The organism is Flavobacterium cupriresistens, assembly GCF_020911925.1.
GTDB lineage: Bacteria > Bacteroidota > Bacteroidia > Flavobacteriales > Flavobacteriaceae > Flavobacterium > Flavobacterium cupriresistens.
This window is the reverse complement of record NZ_CP087134.1, coordinates 3860579-3878935: the sequence shown is the minus strand read 5'-3', so window position 1 is coordinate 3878935 and position 18357 is coordinate 3860579. Positions and strand designations below refer to the sequence as shown.

At 32.9% G+C, this 18357-nt stretch carries 13 protein-coding genes; 11 read left to right on the top strand and 2 right to left on the bottom strand.

Going from position 1 to position 18357, the window contains the following annotated elements; all coding sequences use genetic code 11:
* Nucleotides 1–414 precede the first annotated feature (414 nt).
* The 6 genes from LNP23_RS16505 (at nt 415) to LNP23_RS16480 (ending at nt 11652) form a co-directional block, all read left to right on the top strand.
* On the top strand, nt 415–4101 hold the full coding sequence (locus LNP23_RS16505; RefSeq protein ID WP_230002017.1) for an HYR domain-containing protein: 3687 nt from the start codon (nt 415–417) through the stop codon (nt 4099–4101).
* Between the two features lie 457 nt (nt 4102–4558).
* Nucleotides 4559–5983, top strand: coding sequence for an amino acid permease (locus LNP23_RS16500; RefSeq protein WP_230002016.1), 1425 nt, complete (start codon nt 4559–4561; stop codon nt 5981–5983).
* Nucleotides 5984–6384: 401 nt separating this feature from the next.
* Nucleotides 6385–7449 (top strand): hypothetical protein, encoded by a 1065-nt coding sequence (locus LNP23_RS16495; RefSeq protein ID WP_230002015.1) that lies wholly within the window; start codon nt 6385–6387, stop codon nt 7447–7449.
* A 169-nt stretch (nt 7450–7618) separates the two neighbouring features.
* Nucleotides 7619–10876 (top strand): N-6 DNA methylase, encoded by a 3258-nt coding sequence (locus LNP23_RS16490; protein ID WP_230002014.1) that lies wholly within the window; start codon nt 7619–7621, stop codon nt 10874–10876.
* A 222-nt stretch (nt 10877–11098) separates the two neighbouring features.
* Nucleotides 11099–11332: a hypothetical protein gene (locus LNP23_RS16485; RefSeq protein WP_230002013.1), complete on the top strand. Its 234-nt coding sequence runs from the start codon at nt 11099–11101 to the stop codon at nt 11330–11332.
* 17 nt (nt 11333–11349) lie between these two features.
* The gene (locus LNP23_RS16480) at nt 11350–11652 is read left to right on the top strand and encodes a hypothetical protein (RefSeq protein ID WP_230002012.1); all 303 of its coding nucleotides are present in this window, start codon (nt 11350–11352) and stop codon (nt 11650–11652) included.
* A gap of 189 nt (nt 11653–11841) precedes the next feature.
* Here the strand turns inward: LNP23_RS16480 and LNP23_RS16475 are convergent, their stop codons facing one another.
* Nucleotides 11842–12246, bottom strand: a complete 405-nt coding sequence (locus LNP23_RS16475) for a helix-turn-helix domain-containing protein (protein WP_230002011.1) — start codon at nt 12244–12246, stop codon at nt 11842–11844.
* A 117-nt stretch (nt 12247–12363) separates the two neighbouring features.
* The gene (locus LNP23_RS16470) at nt 12364–12993 is read right to left on the bottom strand and encodes a nitroreductase family protein (protein WP_230002010.1); all 630 of its coding nucleotides are present in this window, start codon (nt 12991–12993) and stop codon (nt 12364–12366) included.
* Nucleotides 12994–13261: 268 nt separating this feature from the next.
* On the opposite strand from LNP23_RS16470, the gene LNP23_RS16465 reads away from it, so the two are divergent.
* The 5 genes from LNP23_RS16465 to LNP23_RS16445 all read left to right on the top strand — a co-directional run bounded on the left by LNP23_RS16465 (nt 13262) and on the right by LNP23_RS16445 (nt 18308).
* Complete coding sequence (locus LNP23_RS16465; RefSeq protein WP_230002009.1) at nt 13262–14314, top strand: DUF1852 domain-containing protein; 1053 nt, start codon at nt 13262–13264, stop codon at nt 14312–14314.
* A 30-nt stretch (nt 14315–14344) separates the two neighbouring features.
* Nucleotides 14345–15376 carry a methionine synthase gene (locus LNP23_RS16460; protein WP_230002008.1) on the top strand — a complete coding sequence of 344 codons (1032 nt, stop codon included), beginning with the start codon at nt 14345–14347 and terminating at the stop codon, nt 15374–15376.
* Nucleotides 15377–15541: 165 nt separating this feature from the next.
* Nucleotides 15542–16534, top strand: a complete 993-nt coding sequence (locus LNP23_RS16455; RefSeq protein WP_047775356.1) for a bile acid:sodium symporter family protein — start codon at nt 15542–15544, stop codon at nt 16532–16534.
* A 358-nt stretch (nt 16535–16892) separates the two neighbouring features.
* Entirely contained in the window at nt 16893–17345 is a 453-nt protein-coding gene (locus tag LNP23_RS16450) for an Lrp/AsnC family transcriptional regulator (protein WP_047775354.1), read from the top strand.
* 348 nt (nt 17346–17693) lie between these two features.
* Nucleotides 17694–18308: a TetR/AcrR family transcriptional regulator gene (locus LNP23_RS16445; RefSeq protein WP_230002007.1), complete on the top strand. Its 615-nt coding sequence runs from the start codon at nt 17694–17696 to the stop codon at nt 18306–18308.
* Nucleotides 18309–18357 lie beyond the last annotated feature (49 nt).

Genomic DNA, 18357 nt, shown 5'->3' with positions numbered 1-18357 from the left:
TTATTTTTTAAAATTTATGGAACTTGATTTGAAAGAAAAAAGTATTTACCTGATCACAGTCTTTAGCGCAGATTTGAATTCTGTACACACAAAGTTAGTAAAGAAAGTATAAAAAAGGAGAACAAAAAAACTTCAGATTTCTTTGAAAATTTTGTCCTTCGCAGTCCTAAAGGGATTACAACCGTTTTTAAGTAAGTTATAATTTGATTTAAGCATTGCGCATCTATAACGGCTGCTAGATTTAAGAAAGAATAAGTTAAAACACTTATCAAACTATTGTAAAATGTTTGTTTTTTAACAAATTATTTATCAATATAAAATCTAAAGAAAAGTTTTTTCTTATGTTTGTTAGTTTTTTAAGATTCATCTTTTGAACCTATTGTTTTAGCTATAACATTTTAAAAACCTATTTAAGTGAAAAAAACTCTACTCTTTTTTTTTATTCTAAAATCTTTAATACTATTTGCTCAAAACGCTGCTGATGTGGAGCACCATTTTGGACCTTCACCCGGATTTGGCGGTTTGGTAGAATGTATCGTAACCCAACCTGACGGTAAAATAATCATAAAAGGAGCTGCTGTCTTTAGGAGTAAGAGAACTAATGGATTGGTTCGTATTAACCCTGACGGAAGCCTGGATCCGACTTTTGTTTATAACGAGGATATTACTCGTTTTACTGTAAAATCTATCGCTTTGCAGTCTGATGGAAAATTATTGGTAGGAGGAAACGATAACGTTGAACAATCTCGTGTAATACGTTTAAATGCAGACGGAAGTAAAGATACTTCTTTTCTATTTGGAGGAGGTGTGGGCGAAAGTTCGGTTTCTGTGAGTGCTATAACAGTTCAATCTGATGGAAAAATACTTGTAGCTAATAAAAAGATATATTCTACGCCACAGAGACGATTGATTCGTTTGAATGCCGATGGAAGCCTTGATACAGCCTTTAATATAGGCAACGGATTTGATAATGATATTACTGCTGTCGCCGTTCAATCTGATGGAAAAATAGTTGTAAGTGGCAAGTTTAGTACGTTTCAGGATGTGGCTCAGCAATATTTAATTCGTTTGAATGTAGATGGTTCCAAAGATACTTCGTTTAATACAGGAACTGGCTTTGTTGGTAATTACGTATATTCTGTTTTAATACAAAGTGACGGAAAAATAATCGCTAGTGGCGGCTTTAGAACTTATCAGGGAGTGGCTCAGAAATATTTAATTCGTTTAAATCCCGACGGCAGCAATGACACTTCATTTACTAATCCAATTAATTTTGCATATATGAATTATGAATATGCAAGTAATATGTCCCTCCAGCCTGATGGAAAACTAATTGCAAGTTTTTATAAGCCTAATAATTCTTCCGGTGATGATGGTGTCTATCGTTTTAATTCGGACGGAAGTCAAGATAGTACTTTTTCAATCGCTTCTTTTTATGATGGAGCAAATCTTCTTACAGGAAAAGCAAATGCAGACGTTTTGGCTACAGCTATTTTAAATGATGGAAGAATCCTTATTGGCGGTAAATTTAACTATTGCAATAAGATTATTGAGAAAGGTATAGTTTGCTTAAATGCCAATGGAAGCAGAGATTCTTCTTTTAACAAAGACACAGGTTTTGACGCAGCTGTGCAGTGCTCAGCCGTGCAAGGTGACGGAAAAACCTTGATAGGAGGATATTTTGACAATTTTCAGGGAGTTACACAAAAAAAACTGATTCGCATAAACCTTGATGGAAGCAAGGACACTTCATTTAACCCGCCGGCTGAATTCAATGATGAAGTTCAATCGATACTATTACAGGCTGATGGAAAAATATTGATAAGAGGTAAATTTACTAACTTCGGGAATTCAGGCAGAAATGCCCTGGTTAGATTAAATCCTGATGGTTCGCGTGATACTTCTTTCCTTAGATCATCTGAATATGATGTTGAAGTTATAGCTTTGCAGCCCAATGGAAAGATAATCATAAGTGCTTTTGTTGATAGTTATCCGTATCTCCCTGTTAGAAGATTATTTCGTTTGAATATTGATGGTACTAACGATGTTTCTTTTACAGCCGGAAATAGTTTTGATTTATCTAAAGGAATAATTTCTTCTATAGTAGCACAACCCGATGGCAAAATACTGGTAGGAGGGTCATTTACTACTCTTAATCCAATTCCTCAAAAATATTTGGTTCGTTTAAATCCGGATGGAAGCCAAGACACTTCGTTTGATATCGGAACTTTATACAATTTGGCGATTAATGTTCAAAAAATAACTTTGCAGCCTGATGGAAAAATACTGGTGGCCGGTCTTTTCTCACCTACTACCGGAAATTATCAAAATTACCTGGTTCGTTTAAATTCAGATGGGAGTAAAGACCCTTCTTTTAATCAGTCCATTGGATCTGAAAGTGTACGAACAGGATATGGTATTGAAATTAGTTCTTTGGTTTTACAACCTGATGGAAAAATACTTGTAGGAGGGGAGTTTGATACTTTTCAAGGAATTGCGCAAAACCGTTTAACCCGTTTAAATTCTGATGGAAGTATAGATGCTTCATTTGATACAGGAAACCAATTTGTAGCTCCGATTTACTCTATTTCATTATTTCCAGATGGAAAAATTAATGTTAGTGGCGTGTTTTCTTCTTATAAGAGTTTTACTTCCTCTTATTTCATTCGCCTGAAGGGTACCTATTTTACGCCTCTAAACGCAACAACGATCCAAACCAATGTTACTTGCCTTGACAGTGCTACAGGTTCGGCATCTATAGTTTCTGTTAATGAAGGAAAAGCACCTTATACCTACCTTTGGTCTAATGGAGCAACAACGCCGGAAATTACCGGATTAGTGGCTGGAAATTATTCTTGTAAAATAATAGATAGTGAATCGGCAACGATAACTAAGAATTTTATAATAATCACAGATTCTGATATTGAAAGACCTATTATAACTGCTCCGGCAGCTGTAACAGTCAACGCCAATTTAGATTGTACAGCAACAGCTGTTGTACTGGGAACTCCCATAACATCAGACAACTGTAACGTAGCTTCAGTAACCAATAATGCTCCTGCTGTTTTTCCTGTAGGAAATACAACGGTGATCTGGACCGTAAAAGATGCAAGCGGTAATGTTGCAACAGCTGCTCAGACCATAACGGTAAAAGACGTTACTTTACCAACTATTACAGCTCCAACTGCTGTAACGGTGAATCTGACTGCTGCAGGTTGCACACTATCAGCAACAGATGTCGTTTTAGGAACTCCGGTAACGGCAGATAATTGTTCAGTAGCTTCTGTAACTAGTAATGCTCCAAAATTTTACTCACTAGGAACTACAATCGTAACCTGGACCGTAAAAGACAAAAGCAATAATAGTGCAACGGCCACCCAAATAGTAACAGTAAAAGATGTAACACCGCCAACAATTACCGCTCCTGCAGCAATAGTATCAAATACCACGTTTAACTGTAAAGCAGCAGGAATCGCATTGGGAAATCCAATAACTGCCGATAATTGCTCAGTTGCTTCAGTTACGAATGATGCGCCGGCAAATTTCCCTATAGGAAACACAACTGTAACCTGGATTGTAAAAGACAGAAGCAACAATACAGCCACAGCAACACAACTAGTAACAATAAAAGGTCTTGATGTAACAGTTTCTTACAATGAAGGTAAATTAACTGTTGCCGAAACAGCGGCAACTTATAAGTGGCTAACCTGTAATAATGGAGTATTTACAGCCATCCCAAACGAAAATAATCCCACTTTTACACCAAAGCAATTAGGAAGCTATGCGGTAGAGGTTACTAAAAATAGCTGTACAGCTACAAGTACCTGTTTTGATGTTGCAGTTCTGGCAACAAAAGATTTTACTTTGCAAGACTCATTCAAATTGTATCCAAATCCGGTTAAAGATTTCATAACAATTGAGGTGAATATACTAAATAGCGCCAAATTGGATGTTTTTGATGTAACAGGGAATCTTCTTATTACGAAAGAATTAAAAACGATATCTACCAAATTAAATGTATCTAATTTACCAGTTGGTGTCTATTTATTTCGAGTTTCAAATGATATGGGAACTGTAACGAAAAAAGTGATTAAAGATTAAATAATGGTCTCCGATTAGGTGTTTTTGCACAAGAGCCATGTAAATCAGTGAAAGAGAAAATAAATTATAATTTTTTAAATAGTATAAAGAGACGATCTGCTGGTCGTCTCTTCTGTTTTTAATACCCACTATTTGAAGTCACCCGACTTCGTAGGGGCAACAGGAGTTAAAGGTCTAAACATGAAATATCAAATGATTTTTAAGAAAATTTCACAAGATAATTCATTAAACTTTGACTAGGATTAAAGCATTATATATGCAAAATAATCAGTTAGTTACATCGTATTAAACTCTGTTTGAACCACTCTGTAAATTAGCAGTGTAACTTTTAAAATTAAATATTTATATTGGATTCTGACAGCTGCGACACAACGATGCTTTGTAGGATTCCTTTTTTAACTTATCTTCGCTTTTTATACATTTCTGAATACATCTAATCCCTTTAAAAATCTAATTTGTGAAAAATAATCAAGATACTGTACAAGAGAATCAACTTAAACGCGGACTAACTAACCGACACATTCAGTTAATTGCCTTAGGCGGATCGATAGGAACAGGTCTTTTCCTCGGTATTGGTCCAGCAGCCGTATTAGCAGGGCCATCTGTTATTTTAGGATATGCGATTGCCGGAATTATTGCTTTTTTTATAATGAGACAACTTGGTGAAATGGTTGTTGAAGAACCGGTATCAGGAAGTTTTAGCTATTTTGCCTATAAATATTGTGGTTCTTTTGCAGGTTTTGCATCAGGTTGGAATTATTGGATTTTGTATATTTTAGTTAGTATGGCCGAACTTACAGCTATTGGAGTTTATGTGCAGTTTTGGTGGCCTGAAATTCCCTTGTGGGCATCCAGTTTATTTTTCTTCCTGATTATTAACGCTTTAAATTTTGCTTCCGTAAAAGTGTATGGAGAAACAGAATTTTGGTTTTCAATTATAAAAGTGGTTGCCATTATTGCCATGATTCTTTTTGGTATTTATCTACTGATAAGTGGAACAGGAGGAGAGCACGCTACGATTCATAATTTATACAACGATGGTGGTTTCTTTCCAAAAGGTTTCTTTGAAAAAACAGCAACTGGTGATTTTCAAGGTTTATTGGCCGCAATGGCACTGATTATGTTCTCCTTTGGAGGTTTAGAACTCATTGGAATTACCGCTGCAGAGGCCGAAAATCCGGAAAAGAACATTCCAAAAGCAACCAATCAGGTTATTTATAGAATCCTTATATTTTATGTTGGAGCATTGGTCATTTTATTTGCTTTGTCGCCTTGGCAGCAAATTACTACAGACAGCAGTCCGTTTGTAATGGTTTTTCAAAATTTAAACGGAATGGAGTTTGAGCTCTTTGGCAAGAAAATATTTTTCACCAGCCTTATAGCCAATGTGCTTAATTTAATTGTATTAACCGCCGCTTTATCCGTATACAATAGCAGTGTATACAGCAACTCACGAATGTTATTTGGTTTAGCAGATCAAGGCAATGCGCCAAAGTTTTTAAAGAAGCTGAACAAACAATCAGTACCTGTTAATGCTATTTTAATTTCTTCCTGTTTTGCAGCGATCTGTATTGTAGTAAATAAAGTAATTCCAGAAGAAGCTTTTAGCATTTTAATGTCTTTAGTGGTGTCTTGCTTGATTATTAACTGGGTTATGATTTCATATACCCATCTACAATTTAGACGTGCGAAAGACAAAGAAAACACAAAAACTAAATTTGCTTCTATATTTTACCCAGTAAGCAATTACATCTGTTTTGTGTTTTTATTAGGTATTTTAGCCATTATGTGGATTACGAATATGAAGATATCTGTAGAATTAATTCCTATTTGGTTGGGGATTTTATTTGTATTTTATAAGGTTTCTAAAACGAAAAAATAGGTGGTTTTTTTAAAAAATCCCATTTCGTTAGAAATGGGATTTTGATTTTTACTAGTTAGTTAAAAACTGTATTTTCTTTTTTTAATCTGTTAAAATATACTTTGCGGACAAAGATTACAAATCCGTATGATCGGGATTTATACAAGAATTATTAGGTCATTAAAGCAGTAAGACCATCTAAATTTACACCCATCTTAGTACGAAAAGTATTCAACAAATAAAAAGTTCGTTTGATGATTTATGAAATAATAATCCTATTTTTGAAAGAGAGTTAATACTAATATTTATCAGACATATCGACCCAATTTAGAGTAGATAAGTTGGATATCATTAGGCATATATACAAGTTAGGCACTATTATAAAGAACCATGAAGAATTTATTTCTAAGATAAAAACAAAAATGAAATCAAAAATATTTCTAATATTCTATTTGTTAATTTCAAATGCCTCTTTTGCTCAGTATGGATATCATCATTATTTTCCTCTAATTGGTAAAATCAAATCCTATGAAACTTTTCAAATAATTGAAAACGATTTGAAAGAAAGACAAATTTTAGTGGAAAAATTAACTTATGACAATATTAATAGAGTTTTAACTAAAAGCACTAACGAGTTCTTGTATCAAACCCCACAACAAGAAAAAAATATTTATAAAGAGAATTTAATTATAACCTATGAATGCAAGTGTAAGGATATAAATGAGTTTATAAATAACTTCGTTATCAAAAATAAAGCTGAATTGAAAAACAAAAAAAGTTCAGGTTCTGGTCAAGAACCCACAAAATTTGTTACTTACAACTACTTAGACAAAAAGGGGAATATTACATTATCTGAAAATTTTGGAGAACCAGGATATAAAATTTCGACAATAAAAACTCTGTATAATTCTGCAAATAAAATTAGTAATAAAAAAGTTTTTGATTTCGATGACAACCAGACTGATGAATATACATATGAATATGACAAAAGTGGTAATTTGATTAAAGAAGCTTCAAAAGACATCAAATATTCAATATATTACACATATCTATACAAATACGATAAAAGTAATTTTCAATATGAAAAGTTGACGTATGGTAACGATAATAAACTGTTGTCTCATGACACTTATGAAAAAGTTACAAGTAAAAATAAAGAAGAAATATATGAAATTGATAATTTAAAAAACTTAAAAAGTTTATACAAAGAGACATTTTATAATTCGAAAAACATTATCATTCAAACAAAAGAATATTCTAATTATGATACAATTATAGAAAGTAAAGAAAAAAAATATACCGAGAATGGAATCCTTTCCAATATAAATTATGTTGATCATTTAAATTCTTCTAATTTAAAATTTGAACAAGTGCTTGATTCTAAAAAAAACTGGATTGAATTAATTGTTTATGTATCATTTCCAAATCAAAAAGAAAGAAAAGAAAAAAGGATAAAATATCTACGAAATATTGAATATACAAAATAACAGTGCCTAACAGCTACAAGAGATCTGGTAATTTGACTGAATTTAAAGATGGTTTTGTACTTGGAAAATTTGTGCATAATGGAAAAAACTCGCATCTTTAATCCCAAACCTCTTGTAGCGCCAGAACTTTATGGGCAACCCTAAAAAAAAATACAACCTAAATACAACTATGAAACTCAAAATATCGGAAATAAAAGAAATCATTACTTTTCTTGGTTTTAAACAGCAAGAAGGAGAGAAAAATATTTTCTATAAAGCACATAAAAATCACAAAGACTATATAATCAAAGTTGACTTTGATAAGGAAAATATTGATTACGGAACAAAAATTAAACTTGGTGACTTGACAACTAGTAACTTTGAGAACAGCGAAAACTTTGTTGTTTTAGAATGTGTTGACAGAATTTTACAAAAAGGTTATCCGCCAGAAAAGCTCTCATTAGAGTATAAATGGCCTATGGGAAGAAAAGAAAAAGGAAAATTAGACATACTTATCACAAATTCAGACAATAAAGCATATTTGATGATTGAGTGTAAGACTTGGGGCAGTGAATACGAAAATGAAAAAAAGAAAATGCAGAGAGATGGAGGACAGCTATTTTCTTACTTCCAACAAGATAAAGCAGCCCAATATTTATGTCTATATGCTTCGAGGTTTAACTCTGGAAAAATTGAGTTTATAAACGATATTGTCCAAGTTGATGAGCAATGGACAGTATTGAGCAATCAAAAAGAAATATTTGACCATTGGAATAAAAACTTTAAAGATAATGGTATTTTTGAGAGTTGGGCCAATGCATATGATATTGAAATTAAAGCACTAACTCGAAACAGATTAAAAGAACTTACAGAAGAAGATAGTAGTCGTATTTTTCATCAATTTGCAGAAATTTTAAGGCATAATGTAGTTTCAGATAAGTCAAATGCATTTAATAAAATTTTTAATTTATTTCTTTGCAAAATTGTTGATGAAGATTGTAAACCAGAAGAAGAGTTAAGTTTTCAATGGTTAGAATCTGATAATAATGAAGAACTTCAAAAAAGACTTTCAGACCTATATAAAAAAGGGATGAGAGAATATCTGACTAAAGAAGTTACAGATTATAATGATGACCAAGTAAGTGAGAAACTTTACGCTCTTGACCCCGATGTAAGAGAACAAATAAGAGAAATGTTTACTCGTGTTAGACTTCACAAAAATAATGAATTTGCCTTCAAAGAAGTATTTGACGAAAAATCTTTTTTAGAGAATGCATCTGTAGTAAAAGAAGTAGTAGAATTATTACAACCTTTTCAAATTCGTTATGGTCATAAACAACAGTTTTTAGGAGACTTTTTTGAATTATTATTAAGTACTGGTGTAAAGCAAGAAGCAGGTCAATTTTTCACTCCTGTACCAATTGCAAAATTTATTGTTTCATCATTGCCTATGGCAGAACTTATTAAAGATAAAATCAATAATGATGAAACACAATTTCTACCTTACATTATTGATTATGCGGCTGGTAGTGGGCACTTTTTAACTGAAACTATGGACGAGGTTCAAACAATAATTGAAAACATTGATGCAGACAAACAACGTCCGTCTGTTAGATCAAAATTAAAAAGTTGGAGAGAATCTTCATTTGATTGGGCTTATGACTATGTTTATGGAATAGAAGCTGATTATCGTTTAGTAAAAACAGCGAAAGTAAGTTGTTTTTTAAATGGTGATGGTTTAGCTAATGTAATTCACGCTGATGGCTTAGACCATTTTCAAAAAAGCATAGAATATATAGGTAAATTAAAAGAAGTTAACAGTGATGATTCCAAAGACAATGGTCAATTTGATATTCTTGTTGCTAATCCTCCATATTCAGTTTCCGCTTTTAAAAACTCGTTAAAAAATGGCGATGAATCATTTGAATTATTTAATAAAATAACTGATAGTAGTTCTGAGATAGAATGTTTATTCATTGAAAGAACAAAACAATTACTAAAGGTTGGTGGTTTTGCAGGTGTCATATTACCTAGTTCAATTTTAAGTAAGTCAGGTATTTATGAAGATGCTCGTGATATTATTTTTAAATACTTTAAAATTAAATCCATAGTACAATTTGGAAAAAATACATTTGCTGATACTGGTACCACAACTTCTACTTTCTTTATGGAAAGAAGAGATAATAATGATTGGAAAAAAATTGAAAATTATATCACTAAATTTTTTAAATCTCCAAAAGACTTAACTATAAATAATATTGAAAATGCATTTTCAACTTACGTTGAAAATACATTTACCAATATTAATATTGATGATTATATAAGTTTCATTAGTCAAAATCCAAATGAAAACGTACTAGAAGACGAAAAATTTATTGAATACAAAATATCTTTTAACGAGTTAACAGAAATTAAACAGTTCAAACAGAAAAAAAACTTTACTGATTTAGACTCAAAGCAGCAAGAGCAAATTATAAACAAAATGTTCTTTGATAAAGTAATATCCATTGAAAAGATAAAAATTTTATTCTTTTTATTGACTTACTCACAAGAAGTAATAATAGTAAATGTAGGCGAAAAGAAAGCTGAAAAAGATTTTATAGGTTACGAAATAAGTAAGAGAAGAGGATACGAAGGTTTGAAATTATATAGAACTGTAGACGGAACAATGAAATCTAAACTTTATTCTGAAACCACGAAACTAGATGAGAAAAAAGTAAGTACGTATATTTATAAATCTTTTTTGAATGAATCATTACCTATTGATTCAAGTTTATCAAAGAATGTCACAAGAATTGAATTATTCAATCTAATGAATTTTAATGCATTTCATTTTGAGAAAGAATTAAATTTGATACCACGTAAAGATGTTATTTTTAAAACAAAATGGCCTTTATCTCCAATTAAAAAATTATCGATTGATATTATTAATGGGAATACACCATCCAAACAAGATGTTTCTTATTGGTCTGAAAATGATATACCTTGGTTAAATATACCTGAATTTCCTAAAGATACTATCTATGTAAATAGTTCGAATTTATATGTTTCAAACAAAGCTTTAGAGGATAGAAAAGTAAGAATTATACCTGTTAATTCAGTTTTAATCAGTTGCACTGCAACAATTGGACGTGTAGCTATAAATACAATTCAAATTACAACAAACCAACAAATTAACGCTATCATTTGTAATGAAGAAGAAATTTATCCAGAGTATTTAGGACATTTTCTAAATATGTATGGTTATAGAATGGCTGATCTAGTAAATAATCCAGGAGTAAAACACGTTAATTTAGGGGTTTTAAAAAGTTTTAAAATTCCTCATCCTCCAAAGAATATCCAGCAAAAAATTATTGATGAAATAACAATAATTGAAAAAGATGTAAATATGAAATCTTCAATACTAAAAACAAAAAGAGAAAATGTATTAAAAAAATATTTAGAATAGTTAGGTAAATTGAAAATAACAAATTAAAAAAGGGCAGCCTATAACAGCCGTACAAGAGACTTGGGCATTTGACTGAATTTAAAGATAGTTTTGTACCTAGAAAACTTGTACATAATGGAAAAAACTTGCATCTTTAATTCCAAACCAACTTTATTTTCAGAACGTTAGCATTGATAAACCAAAAAGTGAGCGATAAAAAACAAAGAATTTAAACTGTTAATTATGGAAAATAAATACGAAATAAATCAAAAGGTTGTTTGCTTAGGTAAAAGATGTATTGTCAGTGCAACTAAAAAGCTACCTAAAAAAAATATTAATAATCCATATTTAAAGGAAGAAATAAAACCCGAAAAGGATTATTTTCTATACATTTTTGCTAAATACGAAGATGGTAATGAAGTATACTCAGGCACTTTAGATGTATTTGAAGATCAAATAGAATTTGGAAATTGGTAATTAAAAATACTAATAAAATGACAGGAATAGAATTCTATACTTTTTTGCGGAGTAATTATATACAAGACGGTCAACAGCTATATGGAAATTATTCATTTAAAAAATGGCTTCATAAAAAAGATTCGCAGTCATTCCAATTCAATGGAAATAAACCACTTAAGTCAATACCAAAGAATTGGTTAATCGATGCAAAGAATGCTAAAAACAGAGGCGAGAAAATAGACAGAAATTGGTTCAATAATTTTTATGAAAAACAAAATTTTAACGATTGTAGAGCAAGTGTAGCCATTTGGTTAATTGAAAACTTTACTAATAAATAAAAAAGTATTGATGCTTATTGGCATTTCAACGGATTTGGTAATTGGCTTAGTAGGAAGCTATTTTTGCATTTGAGATGATTTTGCAAATGCTAATTATGTGCTAAATTTAATTAAGACTCGCTGTAGATCCAAAACAAAAAAAAGAGACTCGAAAAGTCTCTTTTTAAAATTATTATGCCTTACAAATAATTATTTACCAATCAATTTCTCAAGCCTCACCATCATCTCATCTTTCTCCTTCAACATACGCTCATACAAAGCAATCTTTTCTTCGTGAAGTTTAATCAATTTATCGATTGGATCATTATTGAAAGTTGGGCTATAATTAATCAAGCCTTGAGTATCATGAAATGTATTAGAAATAATATTAATCGCCTGTTCCTCATCAAAATTCTGAAAAGCTTCAACAGGAATTTTTAATACAGCCGAAATTTGTTTCAACAGATTGTCTTCAATTACATCTTTTTGCTCCAGCATAGAAATTTTCTTTTGGTTCCAGTCTTCGCCTAGATCATAAGCCAATGCTTCTTGCTTTATGTTAAGCATTTCTCTAAAACGTTTTACGTTTCTTCCCTGATGTATTTTCTGTTCCATAACGAATATCTATTTTTCTAAAAGCTCAAAGATAAAGCCATTTGGCTTAAAAATCCTGAGTTTCAAAGATAAAAAAATATCCCGTAAAACATCCTTTTTGTCAGATATCGAATAACATTAATATACTTTCGTTATCATTTCATCTATAGGCAAACGAACTTTTTTCGTAGTTGCCATATAGTCTTTTTCCAAATCACGGTATCCTAAAGCAAGAATAACTGCGGAATGTAGCCCTTTCTCTTGTAAACCCAAAACTTCATCGATAAGAGAAGCATTAAATCCTTCGATAGGAGTGGCGTCCACTTTCAATTCTGCCGCAGCAATAAGTGCTGTTCCTAGTGCAATATAAGCCTGTTTGGCAGCCCAAAGAACTTTTTGCTCTGTGTTAATAGCGCTAAAATAGGAATGTAATCCATTTCTAAATCCTGATAAGGCACCGGCTTCAAGACCTCTTTGCTTTTCTGTCATTGCCATGTAATCGTCAATGTAAGTCGGAGTCACGTCATTAAATGCAGCAAAAACCAACAAATGAGAGCAGGAGCTAATCTGTCCATTATACGAGTCAGCACCTAATTTTTTTTGGATTTCCGGGTTGCTTACAACAAAAATACGGTAAGACTGCAGACCACAAGAAGATGCTGAAAGATTTATAGCTTCTAATATCTGATCAACCTTTTCTTCTGTTACTTTAAGGGCGCTGTAGGCTTTTGCGGCGTAACGCCATTTTAAATTTTCTATCAAATTCATTACAATATCTATCTTAAGTTTTGTCAAAGATAAATTATATTGTTTTCTTTTTCGAGTCTTGAGTTGCTGTAGGAAAATTCAAATCAGTCATATCCTGGTTCCCTAAAGAATAATTATCTGTTTTCTTTCATTATTATATTTGTATAAAGATTAATAATCCTCAAAAGTTTATAAAAAAAGAATTATTATCTGAATTTTTGGTTTATATAAAATATTAAATCTTTTATTTTCAATTTTGCAGGGTAAAAAAACTAAAAGTTGTCATCAGATGAAAGCGAACATACAAGAAAATAGGGGAATACACGAAAAGCAGGATATTGAAAACACCCAGAATACAATCAAGAATGATTTTGCATTCACACTAGAGAGTACTTGTTTAGATGAAAACTATCACCCCTCAAGTCAAACGCGTTTGACAACCAATTTTGCCAACTTGGCTAGGGGAGCTAATCGCCAACAAAACTTACGTAATGCCTTAAATATGATTAACAATCGATTCAATGCATTGGCTCATCTGGATAATCCAAAAGCGGATCGTTATCTTGTAGAACTTGAAATCATCACAGTAACGATGCGTATTGATGATAAGAATAGTATTAACAATCTGCCGTTGATTGAAGTTTTAAAAACGAATATTTTTGACCACAAGACGGGTCAGCAGATCGAAGGTATTGCCGGAAATAATTTTTCTTCTTATGTTCGTGATTATGATTTCAGTATTTTATTGATCGAGCACAATAAAGATAAATCTAATTTTTGCATTCCTGAAAATTTTGGTGATTTGCACGGAAAACTTTATAAGTGCTTTGTGAATTCAGCCACTTATAAAGAGCACTTTAAGATGTCACCGATCATTTGTCTAAGTGTATCGACCAACAAAACTTATACGCGCACGGAGTATCAGCATCCGGTTCTGGGTTTTGAGTATCTGCAGGATCAGTATTCTATCACGGATGAATATTTCTCTAAAATGGGCTTAAAAGTTCGTTTTTTCATGCCTCCGAATAGTGTGGCACCAATGGCTTTTTATCATTCCGGAGATCTACTTGCTGATTATACTGATCTTGGACTAATCAGCTCAATCAGCACGATGGAGACTTTCCAGAAGATTTACCGCGCTGAAATTTACAACGCAAATTCAGTGGCTGGGAAAATCTATCAACCTAGTCTTAAACACGAAGATTATTCACTGACTCGCGTAGTTTATGACCGCGAAGAGCGCAGCCAATTGGCTGTTGAACAGGGTAAATATGCAGAAGAGCATTTCATTAAGCCTTACAAAAGTCTCCTGGAACAATGGTCTGCTAATTTTACCCTTTAATTGATTACAACGCATTAAAATTATACTATTATGAAGAAATTATTATTACCCACCTCTATTGTTGGAAGTTTACCCAAACCTGCCTGGCTTGCACCACCCCAAAAACTTTGGTCACCATGGAAATTAGAAGGCGATCAGCTACTTGAAGGGAAGCAAGATGCTTTACGCATTTCACTTCAGGAACAACAATTGGCAGATCTGGATATCATTTGTGACGGCGAGCAGACACGCCAGCATTTTGTAACGACTTTTATCGAGCATTTAAGCGGTGTAGATTTTGAAAATCGCAAAACAGTAAAAATCCGTAACCGTTATGACGCGAGTGTTCCAGTGGTTGTAGGGGAGATTGCACGTCAAAAAGCAGTTTTTGTTGAAGATGCTAAGTTTTTACGTAAACAGACTAATAAGCCTATAAAATGGGCATTGCCAGGCCCTCTGACAATGGTAGACACCTTGTACGACGACCATTATAAAAGCCGGGAAAAATTGGCGTGGGAATTTGCGAAAGCACTCAATGAAGAAGCAAGAGAACTTCAAGACGCGGGGGTAAATATTATCCAGTTTGATGAACCTGCATTTAATGTGTTCTTTGATGAAGTAAACGATTGGGGAATGGCAGCATTAGAAAGAGCCATTGAAGGTTTACACTGTCAAACCGCGGTTCATATTTGCTATGGTTATGGAATACAAGCAAATACGGATTGGAAAAAGACATTAGGTTCAGAGTGGCGACAATACGAAGAAATTTTTCCGAAAATTCAAAAATCTAAAATTGATATCGTGTCTTTAGAATGTCACAACTCCAATGTGCCTTTAGATTTAATGGAACTAGTTCGCGGTAAAAAAGTGATGGTCGGTGCTATTGATGTGGCAACCAACACTATCGAAACACCGGAAGAAGTAGCGGATACCCTGCGTAAAGCGCTTGAGTTTGTAGATGCCGAAAATCTTTACCCTTCTACAAACTGCGGTATGGCCCCGCTATCTCGAAACGTAGCTAGTGGCAAGTTAAGTGCTTTAAGCGCAGGAGCAGAAATTATACGAAAAGAACTTGGGATTTAGTCTCCATGTATTAATTTGAATAGGGTTTCCTTGTTTGAAGCCTGCTGTCCGTATAATTTAACAGAGCGACTCTGCGGACAGACTAATGAATCTGGAGAATCCACGTTTATCTGCGTAAGATATTTTGTAACCTTAACTCTACGGAGGAATAATATTTAAAACAAATTGAAGAAATTATTAGAAGTATTAAAAAAAGCAGGTTTCGACGGTTTCCTGCTAATGATAGCCACCATGATTCTGATGGCTTATTTTTTGCCAAAGCCAGGCATGGTCAAAGAACCTGTTTCACTGGAAGAGATTGCCAATGCTGGCGTTTCCTTGATTTTCTTATTTTATGGCTTACGACTGAGTGTTGAGAAACTAAAAGCCGGACTTTCCAACTGGAAAATGCACATTGTCGTCCAGTTGACAACCTTTTTATTTTTTCCGCTCATTGTTTTGGCATTTCGTCCGTTGTTTGTCAATAACGGTTTCGAACTACTTTGGCTAGGTGTATTTTTTCTGGCAGCTTTGCCGTCTACAGTATCCTCTTCGGTGGTCATGGTTTCCATCGCCAAGGGAAACATTCCCGCAGCCATTTTCAATGCGAGTATTTCCAGTTTGATCGGAGTAGTGGTTACGCCGCTCTGGGTTGGGCTGTTTATAGCTTCTGCAACAGGTGATTTTGATGTCACTCAAATCGGCACAAAGTTGATTCTGCAAGTCTTGCTGCCCGTCATCATTGGTATAAGCCTCAATTCCCGTTTCGGCGCTATTGCCGAAAAATACAAGAAGCAGCTCAAATATTTCGATCAGGCAGTTATTCTAACAATTATTTACACGTCGTTTTGCAAGTCATTTTCCCAACATCTTTTTGAAGGCTTCACCGCCCTTGAACTTGCCGGGCTCGCTGCAGGGATGATGGTATTGTTTTTTACCGTATTCTTTTGTGTCGGACTACTCAGCCGCCTGTTTGGTTTTTCAGATGAAGATCGTATCACTGTCTTATTCTGTGGGTCTAAAAAGTCATTGGTACACGGCACTGTTATGTCAAAAGTACTTTTTCAACACAGTACCATCACCGGCATCGTATTGCTGCCACTCATGCTTTATCATGCCTTGCAATTGATTGCTGCTAGTATCATCGCTCAGGGTATGGCTCGCCGAAAAGAAGTATAATTTTAGTTATGACACGGCCCTTTATCTTTTTTTAATAAAGTGTACCTAAGGATAAAGATAGATTTTAAAACGACGTCAAGCGATTACAATTTTAATGCAAAAACTATTAGATCATCAAAATTATAGCTGTCATCACGATTAAGATAGTTTTAGCTTTGAACAAGTAAAAGGCATCAACTCCATCATTCCCTGTGATAAAATAGTGTGTTTTGGTTTTTTATACTGCGAAAATAAACTTTGTAGTATAATATGTTTTCAGTTTGTACAAAAGAAGATTTTTGTGTTGTTTTTGGTTATATTTGAAGAGTTTTATTCTGTTATTGTAAATAAATTAAACCTGTTTAAAGTAAAATATTCAATGGAACAAATAGACGATATTGATCTTCAGTTATTAAATATACTACACGATAATTCTAAATACACTGTGAAAGAGCTTGCTAAAATGGTAAATCTTTCGGCATCGCCTGTTTTTGAGCGGATTAAAAGATTAGAGAATAATGGTTATATTAAGAAGTATATAGCACTACTGGATGCAGAAAAATTAAATAGAGGATTCATCGTTTTCTGTAATATCAAACTGAAACAGCACGATCGTAATATTGGGAATCAGTTTGTTAGTGATATTATGAAAATAGAAGAAGTTGTGGAATGCTACAATATCTCAGGAGATTACGACTTTTTAATGAAAGTTTCTGCCAAAGACATGAAGCATTATCAGGATTTTGTGTTTAATAAATTGGGATCAGTTGAAAGTATAGGGAGCACCCAAAGTACCTTTGTTATGTCGGAGATAAAGAATATGTATGGATAGTTCCGCGATGGTTTATTTAAATCGAACCATGAAATGTTAGGTTGTAAAGGCTTGATAAATCTACATATTAATGCATAAAAAAAAGAGACAACTATTTGCTAGTTGTCTCTTTTTTTGTCTTAAAGGACAAATTTTACACCATTTTATGCCACGATTCTGCCATAAAATTTGGTTATTAATATTATTAAGAAGAATACTCCAACCACTTTAAAGAACAACTACCTTGTTTTAAAAGCATTATTTAAAGCGTCAATTAAAATATAGAATTGATAAGTTGTTTTAAATTTAATATTTAATCATTTGTTTAAATCAATAAAACAATATACATTTGTAAGTAATTGCCTAAATATGGAAAAGAAACTAGATACTACAACGGAAAATAAAATTAAGGAAGCAGCAAGAATTGTTTTCTATAAAAAAGGTTTTGCCGCTACAAGAACAAGAGATATTGCAGAAGAAGCCGGTTTGAACCTTGCACTGTTAAATTATTATTTCAGGTCAAAATCAAAATTGTTTGAAATTATAATGATGGAAACTTTATCCGGTTTTATCCAGCGAATTGCTATTATACTTAATAATGAGAAAACTACATTAGATGAAAAAGTGGCAGCAATTGCCGAGCATTATATTGATACCATTATTAAAGATCCTGAGATACCAACTTTTATTGTGAGCGAAATCCGCAGCAATCCAGGTTTGCTTGTAAAAAAACTATCTTTCAACGAGGTGGTCAAAAACTCGGCTTTCTTTAAGCAACACAATCAGGCTGTTCAGGACGGTTTAATAACAGAACCAAATCCTCTTCATTTTTTAATGAATCTAATGGGTTTAGTCGTATTTCCATTTATTGCTAAACCTATTCTTATGGGAGGGAATGATATTACTGAGAGCGATTTTAATAAAATAATGCAACAAAGAAAAAAAATGATTCCAATCTGGGTAAAAGCAATGATGTCTGCCTGATTCTTTTGAACAGTAAGCTTCAGAACTAGCATTGCCTTTTAAGATAAAT